The organism is Luteimonas sp. Soil_N_1, assembly GCF_057656255.1.
Map to the genome: position 1 here is coordinate 768545 of NZ_JBDGKS010000001.1, position 15289 is coordinate 783833.

General features: G+C 67.1%; 14 protein-coding genes. 8 read left to right on the plus strand and 6 right to left on the minus strand.

The window, feature by feature from the left end; all coding sequences use genetic code 11:
- Positions 1 to 41: 41 nt before the first annotated feature.
- A complete protein-coding gene (locus tag AC3A4E_RS03490; protein ID WP_232137444.1) occupies positions 42 to 338 on the minus strand; it encodes an ArsR/SmtB family transcription factor in 297 nt (98 codons plus the stop codon).
- A complete protein-coding gene (locus tag AC3A4E_RS03495; RefSeq protein ID WP_487630175.1) occupies positions 335 to 1357 on the minus strand; it encodes a cation diffusion facilitator family transporter in 1023 nt (340 codons plus the stop codon). Before AC3A4E_RS03495 ends, AC3A4E_RS03490 begins: the two co-directional genes overlap by 4 nt.
- 190 nt (positions 1358 to 1547) lie before the next feature.
- Here AC3A4E_RS03495 and AC3A4E_RS03500 point away from each other — a divergent pair, with 190 nt between their 5' ends.
- Both AC3A4E_RS03500 and AC3A4E_RS03505 read left to right on the plus strand, forming a co-directional pair.
- Entirely contained in the window at positions 1548 to 2495 is a 948-nt protein-coding gene (locus AC3A4E_RS03500) for an ankyrin repeat domain-containing protein (RefSeq protein WP_487630176.1), read from the plus strand.
- A gap of 29 nt (positions 2496 to 2524) precedes the next feature.
- Positions 2525 to 4705: a Tle-like phospholipase domain-containing protein gene (locus AC3A4E_RS03505; RefSeq protein WP_487630177.1), complete on the plus strand. Its 2181-nt coding sequence runs from the start codon at positions 2525 to 2527 to the stop codon at positions 4703 to 4705.
- A 55-nt stretch (positions 4706 to 4760) separates the two neighbouring features.
- On the opposite strand, the gene AC3A4E_RS03510 is transcribed toward AC3A4E_RS03505, so the two are convergent.
- Positions 4761 to 5315: a DUF1415 domain-containing protein gene (locus tag AC3A4E_RS03510; protein ID WP_487630178.1), complete on the minus strand. Its 555-nt coding sequence runs from the start codon at positions 5313 to 5315 to the stop codon at positions 4761 to 4763.
- 106 nt (positions 5316 to 5421) lie between these two features.
- Between AC3A4E_RS03510 and AC3A4E_RS03515 the strand changes: the two genes are divergently transcribed.
- Positions 5422 to 6573 carry an acetyltransferase domain-containing protein gene (locus AC3A4E_RS03515; protein ID WP_487630179.1) on the plus strand — a complete coding sequence of 384 codons (1152 nt, stop codon included), beginning with the start codon at positions 5422 to 5424 and terminating at the stop codon, positions 6571 to 6573.
- A 3-nt stretch (positions 6574 to 6576) separates the two neighbouring features.
- On the opposite strand, the gene AC3A4E_RS03520 is transcribed toward AC3A4E_RS03515, so the two are convergent.
- Positions 6577 to 7059: a YajQ family cyclic di-GMP-binding protein gene (locus AC3A4E_RS03520; RefSeq protein WP_487630180.1), complete on the minus strand. Its 483-nt coding sequence runs from the start codon at positions 7057 to 7059 to the stop codon at positions 6577 to 6579.
- A gap of 138 nt (positions 7060 to 7197) precedes the next feature.
- On the opposite strand from AC3A4E_RS03520, the gene AC3A4E_RS03525 reads away from it, so the two are divergent.
- The 3 genes from AC3A4E_RS03525 (at position 7198) to AC3A4E_RS03535 (ending at position 9889) form a co-directional block, all read left to right on the plus strand.
- Positions 7198 to 8247: an NAD(P)-dependent alcohol dehydrogenase gene (locus tag AC3A4E_RS03525; protein ID WP_487630181.1), complete on the plus strand. Its 1050-nt coding sequence runs from the start codon at positions 7198 to 7200 to the stop codon at positions 8245 to 8247.
- A 73-nt stretch (positions 8248 to 8320) separates the two neighbouring features.
- Positions 8321 to 9256 (plus strand): DMT family transporter, encoded by a 936-nt coding sequence (locus AC3A4E_RS03530; protein WP_487630182.1) that lies wholly within the window; start codon positions 8321 to 8323, stop codon positions 9254 to 9256.
- A gap of 93 nt (positions 9257 to 9349) precedes the next feature.
- Positions 9350 to 9889 carry a DUF1453 domain-containing protein gene (locus AC3A4E_RS03535; protein WP_487630183.1) on the plus strand — a complete coding sequence of 180 codons (540 nt, stop codon included), beginning with the start codon at positions 9350 to 9352 and terminating at the stop codon, positions 9887 to 9889.
- Positions 9890 to 10024: 135 nt separating this feature from the next.
- Here the strand turns inward: AC3A4E_RS03535 and ppa are convergent, their stop codons facing one another.
- Positions 10025 to 10558 carry an inorganic diphosphatase gene (gene ppa / locus AC3A4E_RS03540; protein ID WP_487630184.1) on the minus strand — a complete coding sequence of 178 codons (534 nt, stop codon included), beginning with the start codon at positions 10556 to 10558 and terminating at the stop codon, positions 10025 to 10027.
- Between the two features lie 197 nt (positions 10559 to 10755).
- Here ppa and AC3A4E_RS03545 point away from each other — a divergent pair, with 197 nt between their 5' ends.
- Both AC3A4E_RS03545 and AC3A4E_RS03550 read left to right on the plus strand, forming a co-directional pair.
- Positions 10756 to 12315: a M91 family zinc metallopeptidase gene (locus AC3A4E_RS03545; protein WP_487630185.1), complete on the plus strand. Its 1560-nt coding sequence runs from the start codon at positions 10756 to 10758 to the stop codon at positions 12313 to 12315.
- Positions 12316 to 12584: 269 nt separating this feature from the next.
- Positions 12585 to 13121, plus strand: coding sequence for a hypothetical protein (locus tag AC3A4E_RS03550; RefSeq protein ID WP_487630186.1), 537 nt, complete (start codon positions 12585 to 12587; stop codon positions 13119 to 13121).
- A 78-nt stretch (positions 13122 to 13199) separates the two neighbouring features.
- Here AC3A4E_RS03550 and AC3A4E_RS03555 read toward each other — a convergent pair whose 3' ends face one another.
- Positions 13200 to 15251: a sodium-translocating pyrophosphatase gene (locus AC3A4E_RS03555; protein WP_487630187.1), complete on the minus strand. Its 2052-nt coding sequence runs from the start codon at positions 15249 to 15251 to the stop codon at positions 13200 to 13202.
- Positions 15252 to 15289: the final 38 nt, after the last annotated feature.

Below are 15289 nucleotides of genomic sequence, written 5' to 3' on the forward strand. Positions count from 1 at the left end.
CGTAGTGAGCGCCGCCGATGTGGGGCCTCCCTGCCTCGTGATCAGGCGTGCTCGCCGGTGTGGTCGAGCATGTCGCGCAGCATGTCCTGCACGTGCGCGTCGTCGGCCTCGTACAGCACCTGACGCGCCTGACGCTCGCCACGCACCAGTCGAGCGCCGCGCAGCAGTCGCAGGTGATGGCTGACCAGGGGCTGCGAGGCGCCCGTGCGGCGCGCGATCTCGCCAACCGCGACCGGCCCGTCGAGACAGGTCAGCAGCACCCGCAGGCGCGTGGGATCGCCGAGCAGCTTGAAGGTCTCGGCGAGAATCGCCAGACGCGCATCATCGAGAGTGGTCATCGCACAGCACCGGAGCCATGCGGCGTGTCGTGCGTGTCGTCGTGATCTTGATCGTGGTGATGCGCGTGTTCGTGCGCATGCGCGTCGCCGCTGCGCTGCTGCTCCAGCGCGCACTGCGCCTGTGGCATGTGCACGACTTCAACGGTGGCGTGGCCGATCGCGAACCGCTCGGCGAGCGCGCGTTTGACCGCGGGCACCACCTGCGCCGGTTGCGCGTTTTCGGACAGCGTGAGTTCCAGCGTCGCCAGCACCTTGCCCGACGTGATCGACCACACATGCACGTGGTCGATGTCTGCGACGCCCGCCACGGTGTTGCGCACGTGGTCCTGCAGTACGGCGATATCAATGTCCGGCGGCACGGCTTCCATCAGGATGTCGAACGCGCTGCGCAGCAACGCCCAGGCGCTGCGCAGGATCAGCAGGCACACCAGCACCGACAGGATCGGATCGATCGGCATCCAGCCGGTGAAGTGGATCACCAGCGCCGCGATGATGGCCGCGACCGAGCCGAGCAGATCGCCCAGCACGTGAATCGTGGCGCCCTTGATGTTGACGTGCGACTGGTCGCCGCGATGCAGGATCCAGAACACCAGACAGTTCACCAGCAGGCCGACCACCGCGACCGCGAGCATCGGCCCGGCCAGCACCTCGCCCGGGCTGCGCAGCCGCTGGACGGCCTCCCAGACGATCCAGATCACCAGCGCAAACAGCGTGACCGCATTGACCAGACCGGCGAGAACCTCGAATCGCATGTAGCCGAACGTCCGCCGGGCATCGGATGCACGGCGCCCGATGCGAAAACCCACCCATGCCAGCAGCAGCGCCGCCGCATCGGTCAGCATGTGCCCGGCATCGGCGATCAGCGCCAGCGAACCCGACAGCACGCCACCCACGACCTCGACCAGCATGAAGCTCGCGGTCAGCGCGAAGCCGGTCAGCACCACGCGTTCGTTGGCGGCGGAAACCGACGGCGCGTGGCTGTGGCCGTGTTCGTGGGTGTGATCGTGGTCGTGCGACATGGGAGAGCGGGGCAGGTCGGTCCGGCGGTCATTATATAAACATATTTTTATGTGTTGATAGCGGTCGCTGTCTGAGCCGGTCAGTTGGCGCCGAGGCCGGGTCAGGAATTCCCTGCAGCGTTGCGGGCAGCGCTCGTTCCGACGTCTGGGCTAACCTCGACCGATCGCGTATGGAAGCGCCGAGGTCGGAATGGACACGATGGGTCCGTCAGGTCGCCACGCCCGCATGTCGCAGTGGCGCGACCTGTGCACGAAATGGTTGCTTGCCCTGGCGGCGTCGATCGTCGCGCTGTCCGGCTGCGTGCTGGCGTTGCCGCCCCCTGACCCAACGGGCGAACGCGCCGCGGCCGCGCGTGTGTTCGAAGATCCGAAACTGCAGGCGCTGGCCATCGCGGCCGGCAGCGGTGACGCGGCCGCGGTCCGTCGCCTGATGCGCGACGAGGGCGTCGATCCCTATGGTGTGTTCTGGGGACGCGACGGCGGGATTCCGATGCTCGCGTGGCCGATCTATCGCGGCAATCCCGACGGGCTTCGCGCGATGCTGGAGAGCGGTGCGGATCCGAACGTGAAAACGCGCTACCCGTCCGACGATGGAATCGTCCGATACCACAGCAATGCAATGGTCTGGGCTGTCCGGCAGCAGGATCCAGTCTATTTGCGGATGCTTCTGGACCATGGTGGTGACCCGGATACGCGCAATCCCAACCGCGAGACGCTGCTGTACCAGGGCTTCCTACACGACAGATGGGAGAACGTGCAGCTACTGGTGGAGCGCGGGGCGGATGTAAATGCCCGGGCATCCCCAGGCAGCTCGATCATCGACAGCTATGTGCTTTTCGGCGCCTTCGAGATGGTGTACTGGCTACTGGAACATGGCGCTGATCCTTCGGTGCAGTTCTCCTACGGAAGGCCGGTGCAGCGCGCCGACTCGCATGTGATCGAGGCGATTTTCTGGCATCACGGCAATCCGGATGATCCGCAGTGGCAGATCAAATGCCAGCGTTGGCTGTTGGCGCGCGGATTCGAACGTCCGCCCATGCCGGAGTTCCATCGGAAAAAACGCGAGGCGCTCGGGTTTCCACACAGCGAAGACCAGATTCCACTGCCCGACATGGACGACGAAGGAGGTGGAACATGACGACACGCCACGAGGCACGGCAGCATCTGTTGCATGAACTGCGCAGCAGCGGTTCCTATGCGGCCGCCGAGGAAGCTGACCGGCTTGAAACGCTCTATCACGCACTGGAGATGGCCGGGTTGTCGCATGACAGCTACGACGCCGCCAAGAATGTCGGGGCACCCGATGCGGGCTGGGCACGCGTCAGTGCGAATCCGGGATTGCTGCGGGAGCTGCTGCCCGATCTCGATCTTGATGATGCGGAGATCCGGGAACTGCTGCATCCCGGGGACTCTGGGCTACGAGCGGAAATCTACATTCCGGATACTGCCGTATTGGGGCCGGGCTTCAAACCGACCCTTGTGTTCAAGGGCTCCAGAGGAGAGGTCATCGAGAACGGCGCGCTGCGCGACACTTCGCTTGAGGATTTCCTTGGCAACAATCTGCCGCAATCGATCGGGAAAGAGACCCATTACTACACCGGCGCAATGAGGTTGGCGCTCGCACTCGAGCGCGCAGGGCTCGACTTCGATATCGCGGGTCACAGCCTTGGCGCTGGCATGGCGTCGGCGGCATCCGCAGTGACAGGCATGCGAACGGTGACCTTCAACGCGGCCGGGCTGCATCCGGACACCGCGCCCAACTTCCTGAAAGACAAGCCGGGAGCGCAGCTCTTCGACACCAGCGAAACCGTCACCGCCTGGCAGGTGCAAGGCGAAATCCTCAACGACGGCGTGCAGCAGGACATCCGTGGCATGAGCGATCTGCAGCGCGAGCGGTTTGCAACGGTCTTCACCAATGGCGTCGCCGCTCTGCAAAGCACGCCGGCTGGCCGTGACTATCTCGAGCACCGGCTGCTCCCGAGCATCCCCGAATCGTCGCATCCCGCCGTGCGCGCACTGCTCGCCGCGCTCGAGCGCGGCGAGGCAGCGTCCATGATCCACAACATGCCCGAGGCCGCAGGCAAACGCATGCCACCGCTGGTGGCGATGACGCAACAGGAACAAGCGCTCGTCGCGCGCGAAGACCGTGCCTCGATGGCCGAACTGCATCAGCTGGGCGGACCCCTTCTGACCGTGCTGGCGATGGGCGCGCGTGGTGCGAACGCCGGCGCACAGGCGGGCGAAGTGGTCGCCAACGGAGGCCGCGCGCTGGGCGACGGACTCGCGAACGCTGGTGATGCGGCGCGCACCGGAACGTCGCTCGCCGGCGTCCACATCGACCGGACCTGGCAAGGCGCAGGCATCGTGTTATCGCAGGGCACACAGGCGATGGGGGAGTTCACCGCGCAGGCGCGGCTGGTGGGCGCGCATGGCGCGGCGGCCATCGATCATGCGCAAGGCCGGGCACAAGCGGGTGTTGCGAGCGCGCGTGGTGGTCTCCTGCGCAGCGTGGGAGATGCGGCGGGCATGTTCTCCGACACATGGCGCGAGGGTCTGTACGCGCGCGCGGAACGCATCGAGACAGAAGGCGATGCCGCGCTGCAACGCAACCGGAGCGAAGCCGCAGCTGCGATCGAACAGGGGCGCGCTGCGGCGCAGGATCGGCGCGACGTGGCCGGTGCCATCGCAGACGGCGTCCAGGCAGGTACGAGTGCGGTCGGCACCCAGGCGCGCAATCAGCTTGTCTACGTCGGCGAACGCCTCGACGCGGGCTTCGAAGTCGCCGGCGCGCGACTCACGCAGGTGACGGCGCATGCGCCGACCGCCGGTGCAGGGCTCGGCGGACTGAGTGGCGTGATTGCCGGCGGCGCTCTCAGATTCGACCCGCGCACGCCGCAGGGGATCCAGCATTGGTCCGGTGCGATCGAACTGGTGCGCGAGGCCGGCCCGGCGCTGTCCGAGGCGGTGGAGCGCCACGGCATGGCGTCGGCCGTGTTGCCGAGCCTGGAGCGCCACGTCGCCGAACAGGAAGCGGCCGCGCGGGACATGCTGCGCGAGCGCGACCGGAAGGTGGAAGCGCCGACGTTGCAGACGCAGTCCGCACTGCTGTCAGGTGGCACAGGCGCCGCGCTGGAGCGTCTGTTCTCGGCGGTCAGGCAGGGCGATGCGGAGTCCGCAAGACAGGCGTCGTCCGCACTGATGGAGACGACGGGCGCGCAGGCATGGCTGGCAGAAGGTCAGACGCGACTCGGCGCGCGCGACCAGGTCACGGCGCAGGCGCCTGAGATGGAACGGCACCCGACGCAGGCACTGCAGAGCGCCGCCGAGCAGACGGCGCCGGCGCACTGACCTGACGTTCCTGCGGTAGCCAGACACGCGACGCAGTCCCGGGTCGCGCTGCCCTTCAGTTCGCTGCGGTGAACAGCCGCGCCCAGCCGGCATGTCCCAGCGTTTCGAGCGTGGCGAGATTGCGGTCGATGATGCTGTCCGGCTCGGGATACGCATCCACCGCGCGTGCCACGCTGTCTTCGCGCAACAGATGCAGCGTCGGGTACGGCGCGCGGTTGGTGTAGTTGCCGATGTCGTCGGGCGCGGTGCCGGCGAACTGGTAGTCGGGGTGGAAACTCGCGACCTGCAGCACGCCATCGAGATCCAGCGCTTCGACCAGGCCGTCGGCCTGGTCGAGGAAATCGTTGTAGTCGAGGAAGTCGCCGAGCACCTGCGGGTGCACGATGAGGGTCGTGTCGATGTCGTCGGCAGGCGTGTCGCGCAGGCGCAGCAGCTCCTCGCCCAGCACTTCGAGCAGCGTCTCGGGCGTGATCGCGTCGCTCAGCACGAAGCGCACCTGCGCCTTGACCACGACCGCCTTGGCGAAAGGACACAGGTTCAGTCCGATCACCGCGCGTTCCAGCCACAGGCGGGTATCGGCGATCGGGTCGGCACCGGGGCGCGACTGCATACGGGAACGCTCCTTGAATCGGGCGGGAAGTCTAGTCGAGTCCAGCGGCTGCGATGGTTTATGATGTTATAAAATAACTATTGCAGTGGTGTCCCGGTTGTCCACGTTGTCCTCCTCCCTGCCGTCGCAGCGGCTGGCGCAGATCGATCTGCTGCGCGGCCTGGTCATGCTGCTGATGTTGCTCGACCACGTCCGCGAGACCTTCTATCTGCACATGCAGCTGTCGGATCCGGTCGATGTCGACCAGGTCTCGCCCCTGCTGTTCGGCTTCCGGCTGCTGGCGCACCTGTGTGCACCGGTCTTCGTGTTCCTCACCGGTCTGGCGGCGTGGCTGTACGGCCAGCGGCAGGCGGATCCGCGCACGGCAACCGCCGCGTTCCTGTTCAAGCGCGGCCTGTTTCTGGTGGTGCTGGAACTGACCCTGGTCAACTTCGCCTGGACCTTCGCGTTCCCGCCCGACACGGTCTATCTGCAGGTGATCTGGGCGATCGGCGTGTCGATGCTCGCGTTGTCGGCACTGCTGTGGCTGCCGCGCCCGGCGCTCGTGGCGCTGGGCCTGCTGATCATCGCCGGCCACAACCTGCTCGACGGTGTCGCGCCCGGCGAAGGGCCGGCGGCGACGCTCTGGGCCGTGCTGCACCAGCGCGCATGGCTGGAACCCTTCGATGGCCTGCGGCTGCGCACCTCGTACCCGGTGCTGCCGTGGATCGGCGTCATCGCGCTGGGCTATTCGGCCGGTCCGTGGTTCGCGCGCGATGCCGATCCGGCGCGGCGCCGACGCCTGCTGCTGTGCTGGGGCGTGGCGGCGCTGGTGGCATTCGCGGTGCTGCGCATCCTCAACGGTTACGGCGACGCGCCTTGGCAGGGCGGCGGGGACGTCACGCGCACGCTGATGAGCGTGTTCAACGTCACCAAGTACCCGCCGTCGCTGCTGTTCCTGTGTCTCACGCTGGGCGCGGGACTGCTGTTGCTCCGGCTGTTCGAGCGTCCCGGTCTCTTCGGGCGTCTGGCGCCGCTGGCCGTATACGGTGCGGCGCCGATGTTCTTCTACCTGCTGCACCTGTATGTGCTGAAGCTGCTGTACATCGGCGCTGAGGCCATCTGGGGACGCAACCAGGGCGCGTTCTTCGGCTTCGACCACCCGGCCTGGTTGCTGCCGGTGGCCGCCGCCCTGGCGGTGGGCCTGTATCCGGCGGTGCGGTGGTTCGCGCAGCTGAAGGCCCGTCGCCGGGACTGGGCCTGGCTGCGTTACCTGTAGCGGTCAGTCGCGGAAGTTGTCGAACTGCAGCGGCAGTTCGAAATCCGCGCCGCGCAGCAGCGCCATCGCGGCCTGCAGGTCGTCACGCTTCTTGCCGTTCACGCGCAGCTTGTCGCCGTTGATCTGGCTGTCGACCTTGAGCTTGGCCTCCTTGAGCGTGTTCTGGATCTTCTTGGCCAGATCGCGCTCGATGCCCTGCTTGACGGTCACCGTCTGCCGCGCGCCGGCGAGATTGGTCTCGATGTCACCGAACTCCAGACACTTCACGTCGATCTTCCGCGCGGCCAGGCGCTGACGCAGGATTTCGGTCATCTGCTGCACCTGGAAGTCGCTCGGCGCCGACTGCTTGATGGTCGCCTCGTCGAGCTCGAACGAGGCTTCGACGCCCTTGAAGTCGAAGCGCGTGGTCAGCTCGCGATTGGCCTGGTCGACGGCATTGGTCAACTCGTGGGTGTCGACTTCGGAGACGATATCGAAGGAGGGCATGTAGGCACCTGCAGGTGGGACGAAGGCGCGCAGATTACCGCACAGGCGGTATGGGCTGTTCCGTCACTGCCACACCGGCGACGCATGGCGGCGCGCAGAATAGGCGGTCCCCCGATTGCCTACGACGAGGCCTCCGCCATGCTCGACACCCCTGCCTACGCCGCCGCCGACGCCACCACGCCACTGGCGCCGACCACGATCCAGCGCCGCGCCCCGCGCGCGAATGAAGTCCTGATCGATATCGCCTTCTGCGGCGTCTGCCATTCCGATCTGCACCAGGTCCGCGACGAGTGGGGCGGTTCGATCTTCCCGATGGTCCCGGGTCACGAGATCGTCGGCCATGTCGCCGAAGTCGGCACCGGCGTCACGAAGTTCAAGGTCGGCGATGCCGTGGGCGTCGGCTGTTTCGTCGACTCCTGCCGGTCGTGCGCGCAATGCCAGGCGGGCGAGGAGCAGTTCTGCGAGCAGGGCATGACCGGCACCTACAACGCGATGGAACGCGACGGCAGCGCCCCGACCTACGGCGGTTATTCGACCCGCATCACCGTCGACCAGGACTACGTGCTGCGCGTGCCGGAGTCCCTGCCGCTCGACGCCGCAGCGCCGCTGCTGTGCGCCGGCATCACCACCTATTCGCCGTTGCGCCATTTCGGCGTCAAGGCCGGCGATGCAGTCGCGGTGGTCGGCCTCGGCGGCCTCGGCCACATGGCGGTGAAGTTCGCCGTGGCGATGGGCGCGCGCGTGACCGTGCTCAGCACGTCCGAATCCAAGCGCGAGGACGCACTGAAGCTCGGCGCGCACGATTTCGCCGCCACGCGTGACGACAACACGTTCAAGACGCTGGCCAAGACCTTCGACTTCATCGTCGACAGCGTCTCCGCGCCGCACGACTACAACGCCTATCTGTCGCTGCTGAAGGTCGACGGCACGATGATCCTGCTCGGCGTGCCCGACCAGCCGGCCCCGGTCGCGGCCGGCGCACTTATCATGCAGCGCCGTCGCCTGACCGGTTCGCTGATCGGCGGCATCCGTGAGACCCAGGAAATGCTCGACTTCTGCGCCGAGCACGGCATCGTGTCCGACATCGAGCGCATCGGCATCGCCGACATCAACACCGCCTACGAGCGCATGCTCAAGGGCGACGTGCGCTACCGCTTCGTCATCGACACGGCCACGCTGAAGGGCTGAGCCGTAACGCGCGCGCCGGATGCCCGGCGCGCGCGTCCATGCGAGGATGCGCGGCCCGTCCGCCGAGTCGCCCATGTCCCGCTCCGCCACTGCACCCCGGACCGATGCCCGCGCCGCCGCGCTGTGGATGCTGTTTGCCGTGCTCGCGTTCGCCGGCATGGATGCGGGCATGAAGTGGATCGCCAACGACTATTCCGCCTTCCAGGTCGCGACCTTCCGCAGCCTGGCGACGCTGCCGCTGATCGTCGGCTGGCTGCTGCTGCGCGGGCGTGCGGGCAGTCTGTTGCGTATCCACTGGCCGCTGCATCTGCTGCGGGGGATTCTGGGCGTCGGCATGATCGCCGGCTTCGTCTACGGGCTGGCGCGGATGCCGTTGTCGACGGCCTACGCGATCGTGTTCGTGTCGCCGCTGATGGTCACCGCGCTGGCGGTGCCGTTGCTCGGCGAGAAGGTCGGGCCACGGCGCTGGACGGCGATCGCGCTCGGCGTCGTCGGTGTGCTGGTCGTGCTGCGGCCGACCGGCGAGGGCATGGCGACGCTGGCCGGGCTGTCGGTCGTCGGTGGTGCGCTGTGTTACGCGATCGCGTCGATCACCGTGCGCAAGCTTGCGCAACGCGACAGCCCCGAGGCGCTGGTGTTCTGGTTCCTCGTGCTGATGGCGGTGTTCGCCGGTGTGCTGGCGTGGCCGGACTGGCAGCCGCTGCAGCGCGAACACTGGTGGGTGCTCGCGCTGATCGGCGTGACCGGTGCGCTGGGCCAGGTCGGGCTGACGCATGCGTTCCGGCTCGGCGAAGCCAGCCAGGTGGCGCCGCTGGAGTACACCGCGCTGCTGTGGGTCGTACTGCTGGATCTGTTCGTCTGGCAGGTGCTGCCCGACGGCATGACGTGGCTGGGCACCGGCATCATCGTCGCCAGCGGTCTGTACATGTTCCGGCGCGAGAAAGTGCTGTCGGACACCGGCACGGTCGATCCGGAAATCAAGCGGCTCGACGGAACGCCGCCGCCCTAGCGTCGCCGCGCGCATCGGCGCGCATCTTCATCGATGTCCTGCACGCGATCGTCGATCATGCGTGCACGCCACCTGCGGAATCCGCGACACCTCATGCCTCTCCTGCTGCTCGCCGTGTGTCTGATGGTCCTGTTCGCGCTGATGCTGCTGCTGTGGCCGCTGGCGCTGTGGAACCGCTGGCGCGTGGGCACGTCACGGCGACAACCGCGACGCTGGCTGACGCGTCTCAACGCCTGGCTGATTCCGGCGTCGCTTGCGCTGTTTCTCGCGGCGATGGGCGTCACGCAGCTGTTCGTCGCACATGCGTTTCCCTACGCCGCGCTCGGCGTGCTGGCAGGGCTCGCGCTCGGCGGCGTCGGCTGGCTGTTGACCCGGGTCGAGCATCGTCCCGGGCAGGTCTGGTACACGCCCAACCGCTGGCTCGTGCTGGCGCTGACGCTGGCCATCGTCGCCCGGGTCACCGCAGGCATCTGGCAGGCCTGGGAGCGGATGCGCGGCGATACCGCGGCGCTCGCGGCGTGGGGCCCGCTGGGCGAGCCCGCCGGTCTGTTCGCCGTGGCCGGCCTGTTGCTCGGCTACCACGCGGCCTACGCCGTGCTGCTGCACTGGCGCCTGGGCCGCTGGGCGCGTTGAGCCCGCCCGGGTGCTGACGCAGGACGGGTATCCAACACCGCGTCGCGACCGGGCAGACGCCGGAAACAGGAAAGGCCGCGCAGTGCGCGGCCTCTCCCGAAACGCACTCCGCACGGCAATGCCGTGCGGACAGGCTCAACCGCCCTGCTTGTAGCGTTCCATCGACTCGACCAGCACCGCCTTGGCGGACGCGGCGTTCTCCCAGCCCTCGATCTTGACCCACTTGCCCTTCTCGAGATCCTTGTAGTGCTCGAAGAAGTGGCCGATGCGCTCGAGCCAGTGCGCTGAGACCTGCTCGATGTCGCTGATGTGGGCGTAGCCGCCGAACACCTTCTCCACCGGCACTGCGAGGATCTTCTCGTCGCTGCCGGCCTCGTCGGTCATCTTCAGCACGCCGACCGGACGGCAGCGGATCACCGAGCCGGGAATCAGCGGCAGCGGCAGCACGACCAGCACGTCGGCCGGATCGCCGTCGCCGCAGACCGTGTTGGGCACATAGCCGTAGTTGCACGGATACCGCATCGGCGTGGACAGGATGCGGTCCACGAAGATCGCGCCGCTTTCCTTGTCGACCTCGTACTTGACGGGCTCGGCGTCCTTCGGGATTTCGATGATGACGTTGATTTCGTCCGGCGGATTCTTGCCGGTGGGGACGGAGTCCAGGCCCATTGCGATGCACATCCAGTAATCGGTGGAACGGCCATTTTACGGCAAGCATGTTGCGACGCAGCGGTCGGACGCAGCCGGGCATGGTTTCGGCTGCAACTGCGGGCCGGGCAGGGGACCAAGGGTACGCCCCAGTATGGAAAGTCCATACGGAGGCGTACACATGGATCCCCGTCTTCCGTCCTGCAGGCCTGTTCCCGATGACCACGCTCGATTCGCTGTCTCCTTCCGTCAACGCCGCCCAGGGTTACTGGCAGAATCCGCTGGCACCGACGCACACGCATGATCACGACGGTCCCGCCACCGGCGGTGTCGATCCGCACGCCGACATCGAGGGGCTGGCCGACGGCCAGGACGTGTCGCTGCTGGATGGACCGGACCGCACACCCGACGGCGCGATCGCGATCGATGGCAACAGTGGCAATTCCACGGGTCAGACGACCGGCCGCACGCCCGATGGCAAGCCGATCCAGATCGATCCGCTGCACAGCGACGGCCAGGTCGAGATCGCCCGCGAGCGCACCGTCGCCCAGGGCTACGTCAGCCGCGACCAGGTGGTCTTCACCACCGGAACCGGGGACGACAATGTCGGCGTCACCCAGCGCGACGACGGCACGCTCGATGTCGCCGTCAACGGCGAAAGCTATGAAGTGCGTCTGGCCGAAGGACAGGAACTGACGCTGCGCACCGGTGCCGGCAACGACACCATCCAGGTCGCTTCCAACGTCAAGGTCAACGTCGTCGTCGACGCCGGCGACGGCAACAACGACATCAACGTCGAAGGCGACGGCGACAACCGCATCACCAGTGGCGATGGCGACGACACCATCCGCGCCACCGGCAGCGGCCGCAACGACATCCACACCACCGGCGGCACCAACGAGATCTTCGGTGGCAGCGGCGTCAACGTGATCTACGGTGGCGACGGCAGCGACACCATCCACGCCGGCACCGGCACCAACTACATCGAGGGTGGCCGCGGCGACGACGTGATCCACGGCGGTGGCACGTTCGACATCATCTCCGCCGGTGGCGGCGACGACACCATCAACGTCGGCGCAGGCACCACTACCGTCTACGCGGGCGCCGGCGGCGACACGATCGAGGGCGCGCATGCGGACACCACGATCTATGCCGAAGCGGGCGATCTCATCAACGCCGCCACCGGTGCGCGTCCAACCGTGGTCAACGTCGAGATCGACAGCACCGTCGGCGACACCGGCGTGCGCGTCGAAGGCTCCGATGCCTTCAAGCAGCGCATGCAGTCGGAGCTGGATTTCCTGCGGGCCTCGCCCAACGGGCAGCAGATGATGGCCGAGTTCGACCAGGCGGCCGAGGCCAAGGGCAACACCGTGACGATCCGGGAACTGTCGAACGAAGACAACGGATATGCCCAGACCTTCAGCAATGACGCCGACATCGTCAACGGCCGGCCGGGTGCCGGTGGCGACGTGACGATCAGCTACAACCCGTCGTTCCACATGGATGCGTTCCCGGCGCCGTCGGTGGTCCTGTACCACGAGATGTCGCATGCCTATAACGGCGTCAACGGCACGTTCCTGCAGGGCACCTATCGGGGTGAAGGCCCCGACAGCGGGCGCGTCCCCAATGCCGAGCGACAGGCCGTGGGCCTGGAGACCAGTGCAACGCCCTTCGATTTCGACGGCAGTGGTGCGATCACCCACAATCCGATTCACCTGACCGAGAACGGCATCCGTCGCGAACTGGGTCTGCCGGATCGTCCGAGCTACGCGCTCTGATGCAGTGATCCGCAACGGGGCGACGCAGAGATGCGTCGCCTCCGCGTCGTCGGATCCCGCGCGGCAGACGGTCCCTGTCCGCCACCTGCCATGCACACGCCCACGCAGCTTCATCGATGACCATGCCCATCCCTGAGTCCACGCCACGGGTGCCGTCGCCCGGTCTGCAGCGCCTGCGACTCGCCGTTGCCGCCTCGTGCATTGCCTGTACCGTGTGGCCGGCGCCTGCAGTGTCCGGCGTTGCTTCCCCATCCACGCAGAGATCCGAAATGCCGTCCAGTGATTCCGCCCGCGCCCGTGTCGAAGTCGAAGGCGCCGTCCTGGAGGCGGTGTTCGCGCGCGAAGGCGAGGGCATCCGCGTGGACTACCGGATCCGCAATACGGGCGAAACCACCCTGCTGGTGTTCGACCGCGGCGACCGGCACGCGGTACTCACGCGTCGCCAGGCGTCGGGCGATGTCGGTGTGCCGCTGCTGCAGACACAGGCCGGTGCACGCGCGACGCTGACGCATCTCGCCCGCGCATTGCCGACACCGGCGCCCACCGTGCCGCCCACGCCGCTGGCGCGCCGCGTCGCGCCGGGCGACAGCGTCGATGCGACGTTCGGGTTCTCGAACTGGCTCGAGGCGACACCCGCGCAGGTGCAATGGTGCGTCGGGGTCGCAGTGGCGGACGAGGCGCGCCTGTTCTCACCCGACGCCAGTGGCGATGTCGAAGTCTGGCAGGCCGACTTCGGCTATGCGGGTGACCAGCAGACGCTCTGCACGCCGTGGTTCGACATGGACAGCGGGACCTTCGAACGCTAGTGCCGCAGTCTCACGCGCCGGGTCCGCATGGACCCGCGCACCGGATGGTGCGCGGGTCACAAGCGGTGGTGCCCGCAGTCAGAGCAGGGGCACCAGCAGCAGCGCCACGATATTGATGATCTTGATCAGCGGATTGATCGCCGGGCCCGCCGTGTCCTTGTAGGGATCGCCGACGGTATCGCCGGTCACCGCGGCCTTGTGGGCTTCGCTGCCCTTGCCGCCGTGGTGGCCGTCCTCGATGTACTTCTTGGCATTGTCCCAGGCACCGCCGCCGGTCGTCATCGAGATCGCGACGAACAGGCCGGTGACGATCGTGCCGATCAGCAGGCCGCCGAGTGCGCGGATGCCGGCGCCGGGTCCCATCAGGGCATTCATGCCGAGCGCCACAACCACCGGCACCAGCACCGGCAGCAGCGAGGGCACGATCATTTCCTTGATCGCCGATTTCGTCAGCATGTCGACCGCGCGCGAATAGTCGGGCTTGGCGGTGCCGGCCATGATCCCGGGGATCTCGCGAAACTGGCGACGGACTTCTTCGACCACTGCGCCCGCCGCGCGACCCACCGCTTCCATCGCCATCGCGCCGAACAGGTATGGAATCAGGCCGCCGATGAAGAGGCCGATGATCACCGCCGGATCCGCGAGGTCGAAGCGGAACTCGGTGCCCGGATACTTCGCTTCCAGGTTGTGGGTGAAGTCGGCGAACAGCACCAGCGCCGCAAGCGCCGCCGAGCCGATCGCATACCCTTTGGTCACCGCCTTGGTCGTGTTGCCCACCGCGTCCAGCGGATCGGTGACATCACGGACTTCCGATGGCAGTTCCGCCATCTCGGCGATGCCGCCGGCGTTGTCGGTAATCGGCCCGTAGGCGTCGAGCGCGACGATCATGCCGGCCATCGACAGCATCGCCGTCGCCGCGATCGCGATGCCGTACAGACCCGCGAACGAGAAGCACGCCCAGATCGCAAAGCACACCGCGATCACCGGCATCGCGGTCGACTTCATCGACACGCCGAGGCCGGCAATGATGTTGGTGCCGTGTCCGGTCGTCGACGCCTGCGCGATGTGCTGCACCGGCGCGTACTGCGTGCCGGTGTAGTACTCGGTGATCCAGACGATCGCACCGGTGAGCAGCAGACCGATCAATGCGCACCAGTACACGTTGGTGGCACCGTGCACGTTGTCGGCCATCAGTTGCGTGGTGATCGGCCAGAACAGCACGGCAGCGATGACGCCCGACACGATCACGCCCTTGTACAGCGCGCCCATGATCGAGCCGCCGGCCTTCACCTTGACGAAGAACGTGCCGACGATCGACGCCAGGATCGACGCGCCGCCGAGCACCAGCGGGTACAGCACACCGTTCGCGCCGACCGTCGATGCCATCAGGAACCCGAGCAGCATCGTGGCGATCACGGTGACCGCATAGGTCTCGAACAGATCGGCCGCCATGCCGGCGCAGTCACCGACGTTATCGCCTACGTTGTCGGCGATCACCGCCGGGTTGCGCGGGTCGTCCTCGGGAATGCCGGCTTCGACCTTGCCCACCAGATCCGCGCCGACGTCGGCGCCCTTGGTGAAGATGCCGCCGCCCAGACGCGCGAAGATCGAGATCAGCGAACTGCCGAACGCCAGCCCTACCAGTGCGTGCAACGCGGCTTCGCCTTCCAGGCCGAAGTACGGCAGCACCATCCAGTACCCGGCGACGCCGAGCAGGCCGAGCCCGACCACCAGCATGCCGGTGATCGCGCCGCCTCGGAATGCGACGTCCATGGCCGGTCCGATTCCGCGACGTGCCGCTTCGGCGGTGCGGACGTTGGCCTTCACCGAGACGTTCATGCCGATGTAGCCGGCCGCGCCCGACAGCACCGCACCGAGCAGGAAACCGATGCCGGCCGCCCAGCCCAGAAACACGCCGATCAGGACGAACAGCACGGCGCCGACGATGGAGATCGTCAGGTATTGCCGGTTGAGATACGCGCGTGCGCCTTCCTGGATCGCGCCTGCGATTTCCTGCATCCGTGCGTTGCCGGCAGGTTGCCGGTTGATCCAGCCGGCGGAGATCACGCCGTAGAGAATCGCGATGGCGGCACAGCCCAGTGCCAACCACAAACCGTGTTGCTCGAGCATGGAAACCCCTCCCAGAGTCGGTATGCCAAGACTTACAG

Bases quoted from the DNA above. Each gene is read 5' to 3' on its own strand.
- AC3A4E_RS03530 (WP_487630182.1), top strand. From the start codon at position 8,321: ATGTCCCGCTCCGCCACTGCACCCCGGACCGATGCCCGCGCCGCCGCG.
- AC3A4E_RS03535 (WP_487630183.1), top strand. From the start codon at position 9,350: ATGCCTCTCCTGCTGCTCGCCGTGTGTCTGATGGTCCTGTTCGCGCTG.
- AC3A4E_RS03545 (WP_487630185.1), top strand. From the start codon at position 10,756: ATGACCACGCTCGATTCGCTGTCTCCTTCCGTCAACGCCGCCCAGGGT.
- ppa (WP_487630184.1), bottom strand. From the start codon at position 10,558: ATGGGCCTGGACTCCGTCCCCACCGGCAAGAATCCGCCGGACGAAATC.
- AC3A4E_RS03510 (WP_487630178.1), bottom strand. From the start codon at position 5,315: ATGCAGTCGCGCCCCGGTGCCGACCCGATCGCCGATACCCGCCTGTGG.
- AC3A4E_RS03525 (WP_487630181.1), top strand. From the start codon at position 7,198: ATGCTCGACACCCCTGCCTACGCCGCCGCCGACGCCACCACGCCACTG.
- AC3A4E_RS03495 (WP_487630175.1), bottom strand. From the start codon at position 1,357: ATGTCGCACGACCACGATCACACCCACGAACACGGCCACAGCCACGCG.
- AC3A4E_RS03500 (WP_487630176.1), top strand. From the start codon at position 1,548: ATGGACACGATGGGTCCGTCAGGTCGCCACGCCCGCATGTCGCAGTGG.
- AC3A4E_RS03520 (WP_487630180.1), bottom strand. From the start codon at position 7,059: ATGCCCTCCTTCGATATCGTCTCCGAAGTCGACACCCACGAGTTGACC.
- AC3A4E_RS03490 (WP_232137444.1), bottom strand. From the start codon at position 338: ATGACCACTCTCGATGATGCGCGTCTGGCGATTCTCGCCGAGACCTTC.
- AC3A4E_RS03550 (WP_487630186.1), top strand. From the start codon at position 12,585: ATGCCGTCCAGTGATTCCGCCCGCGCCCGTGTCGAAGTCGAAGGCGCC.
- AC3A4E_RS03555 (WP_487630187.1), bottom strand. From the start codon at position 15,251: ATGCTCGAGCAACACGGTTTGTGGTTGGCACTGGGCTGTGCCGCCATC.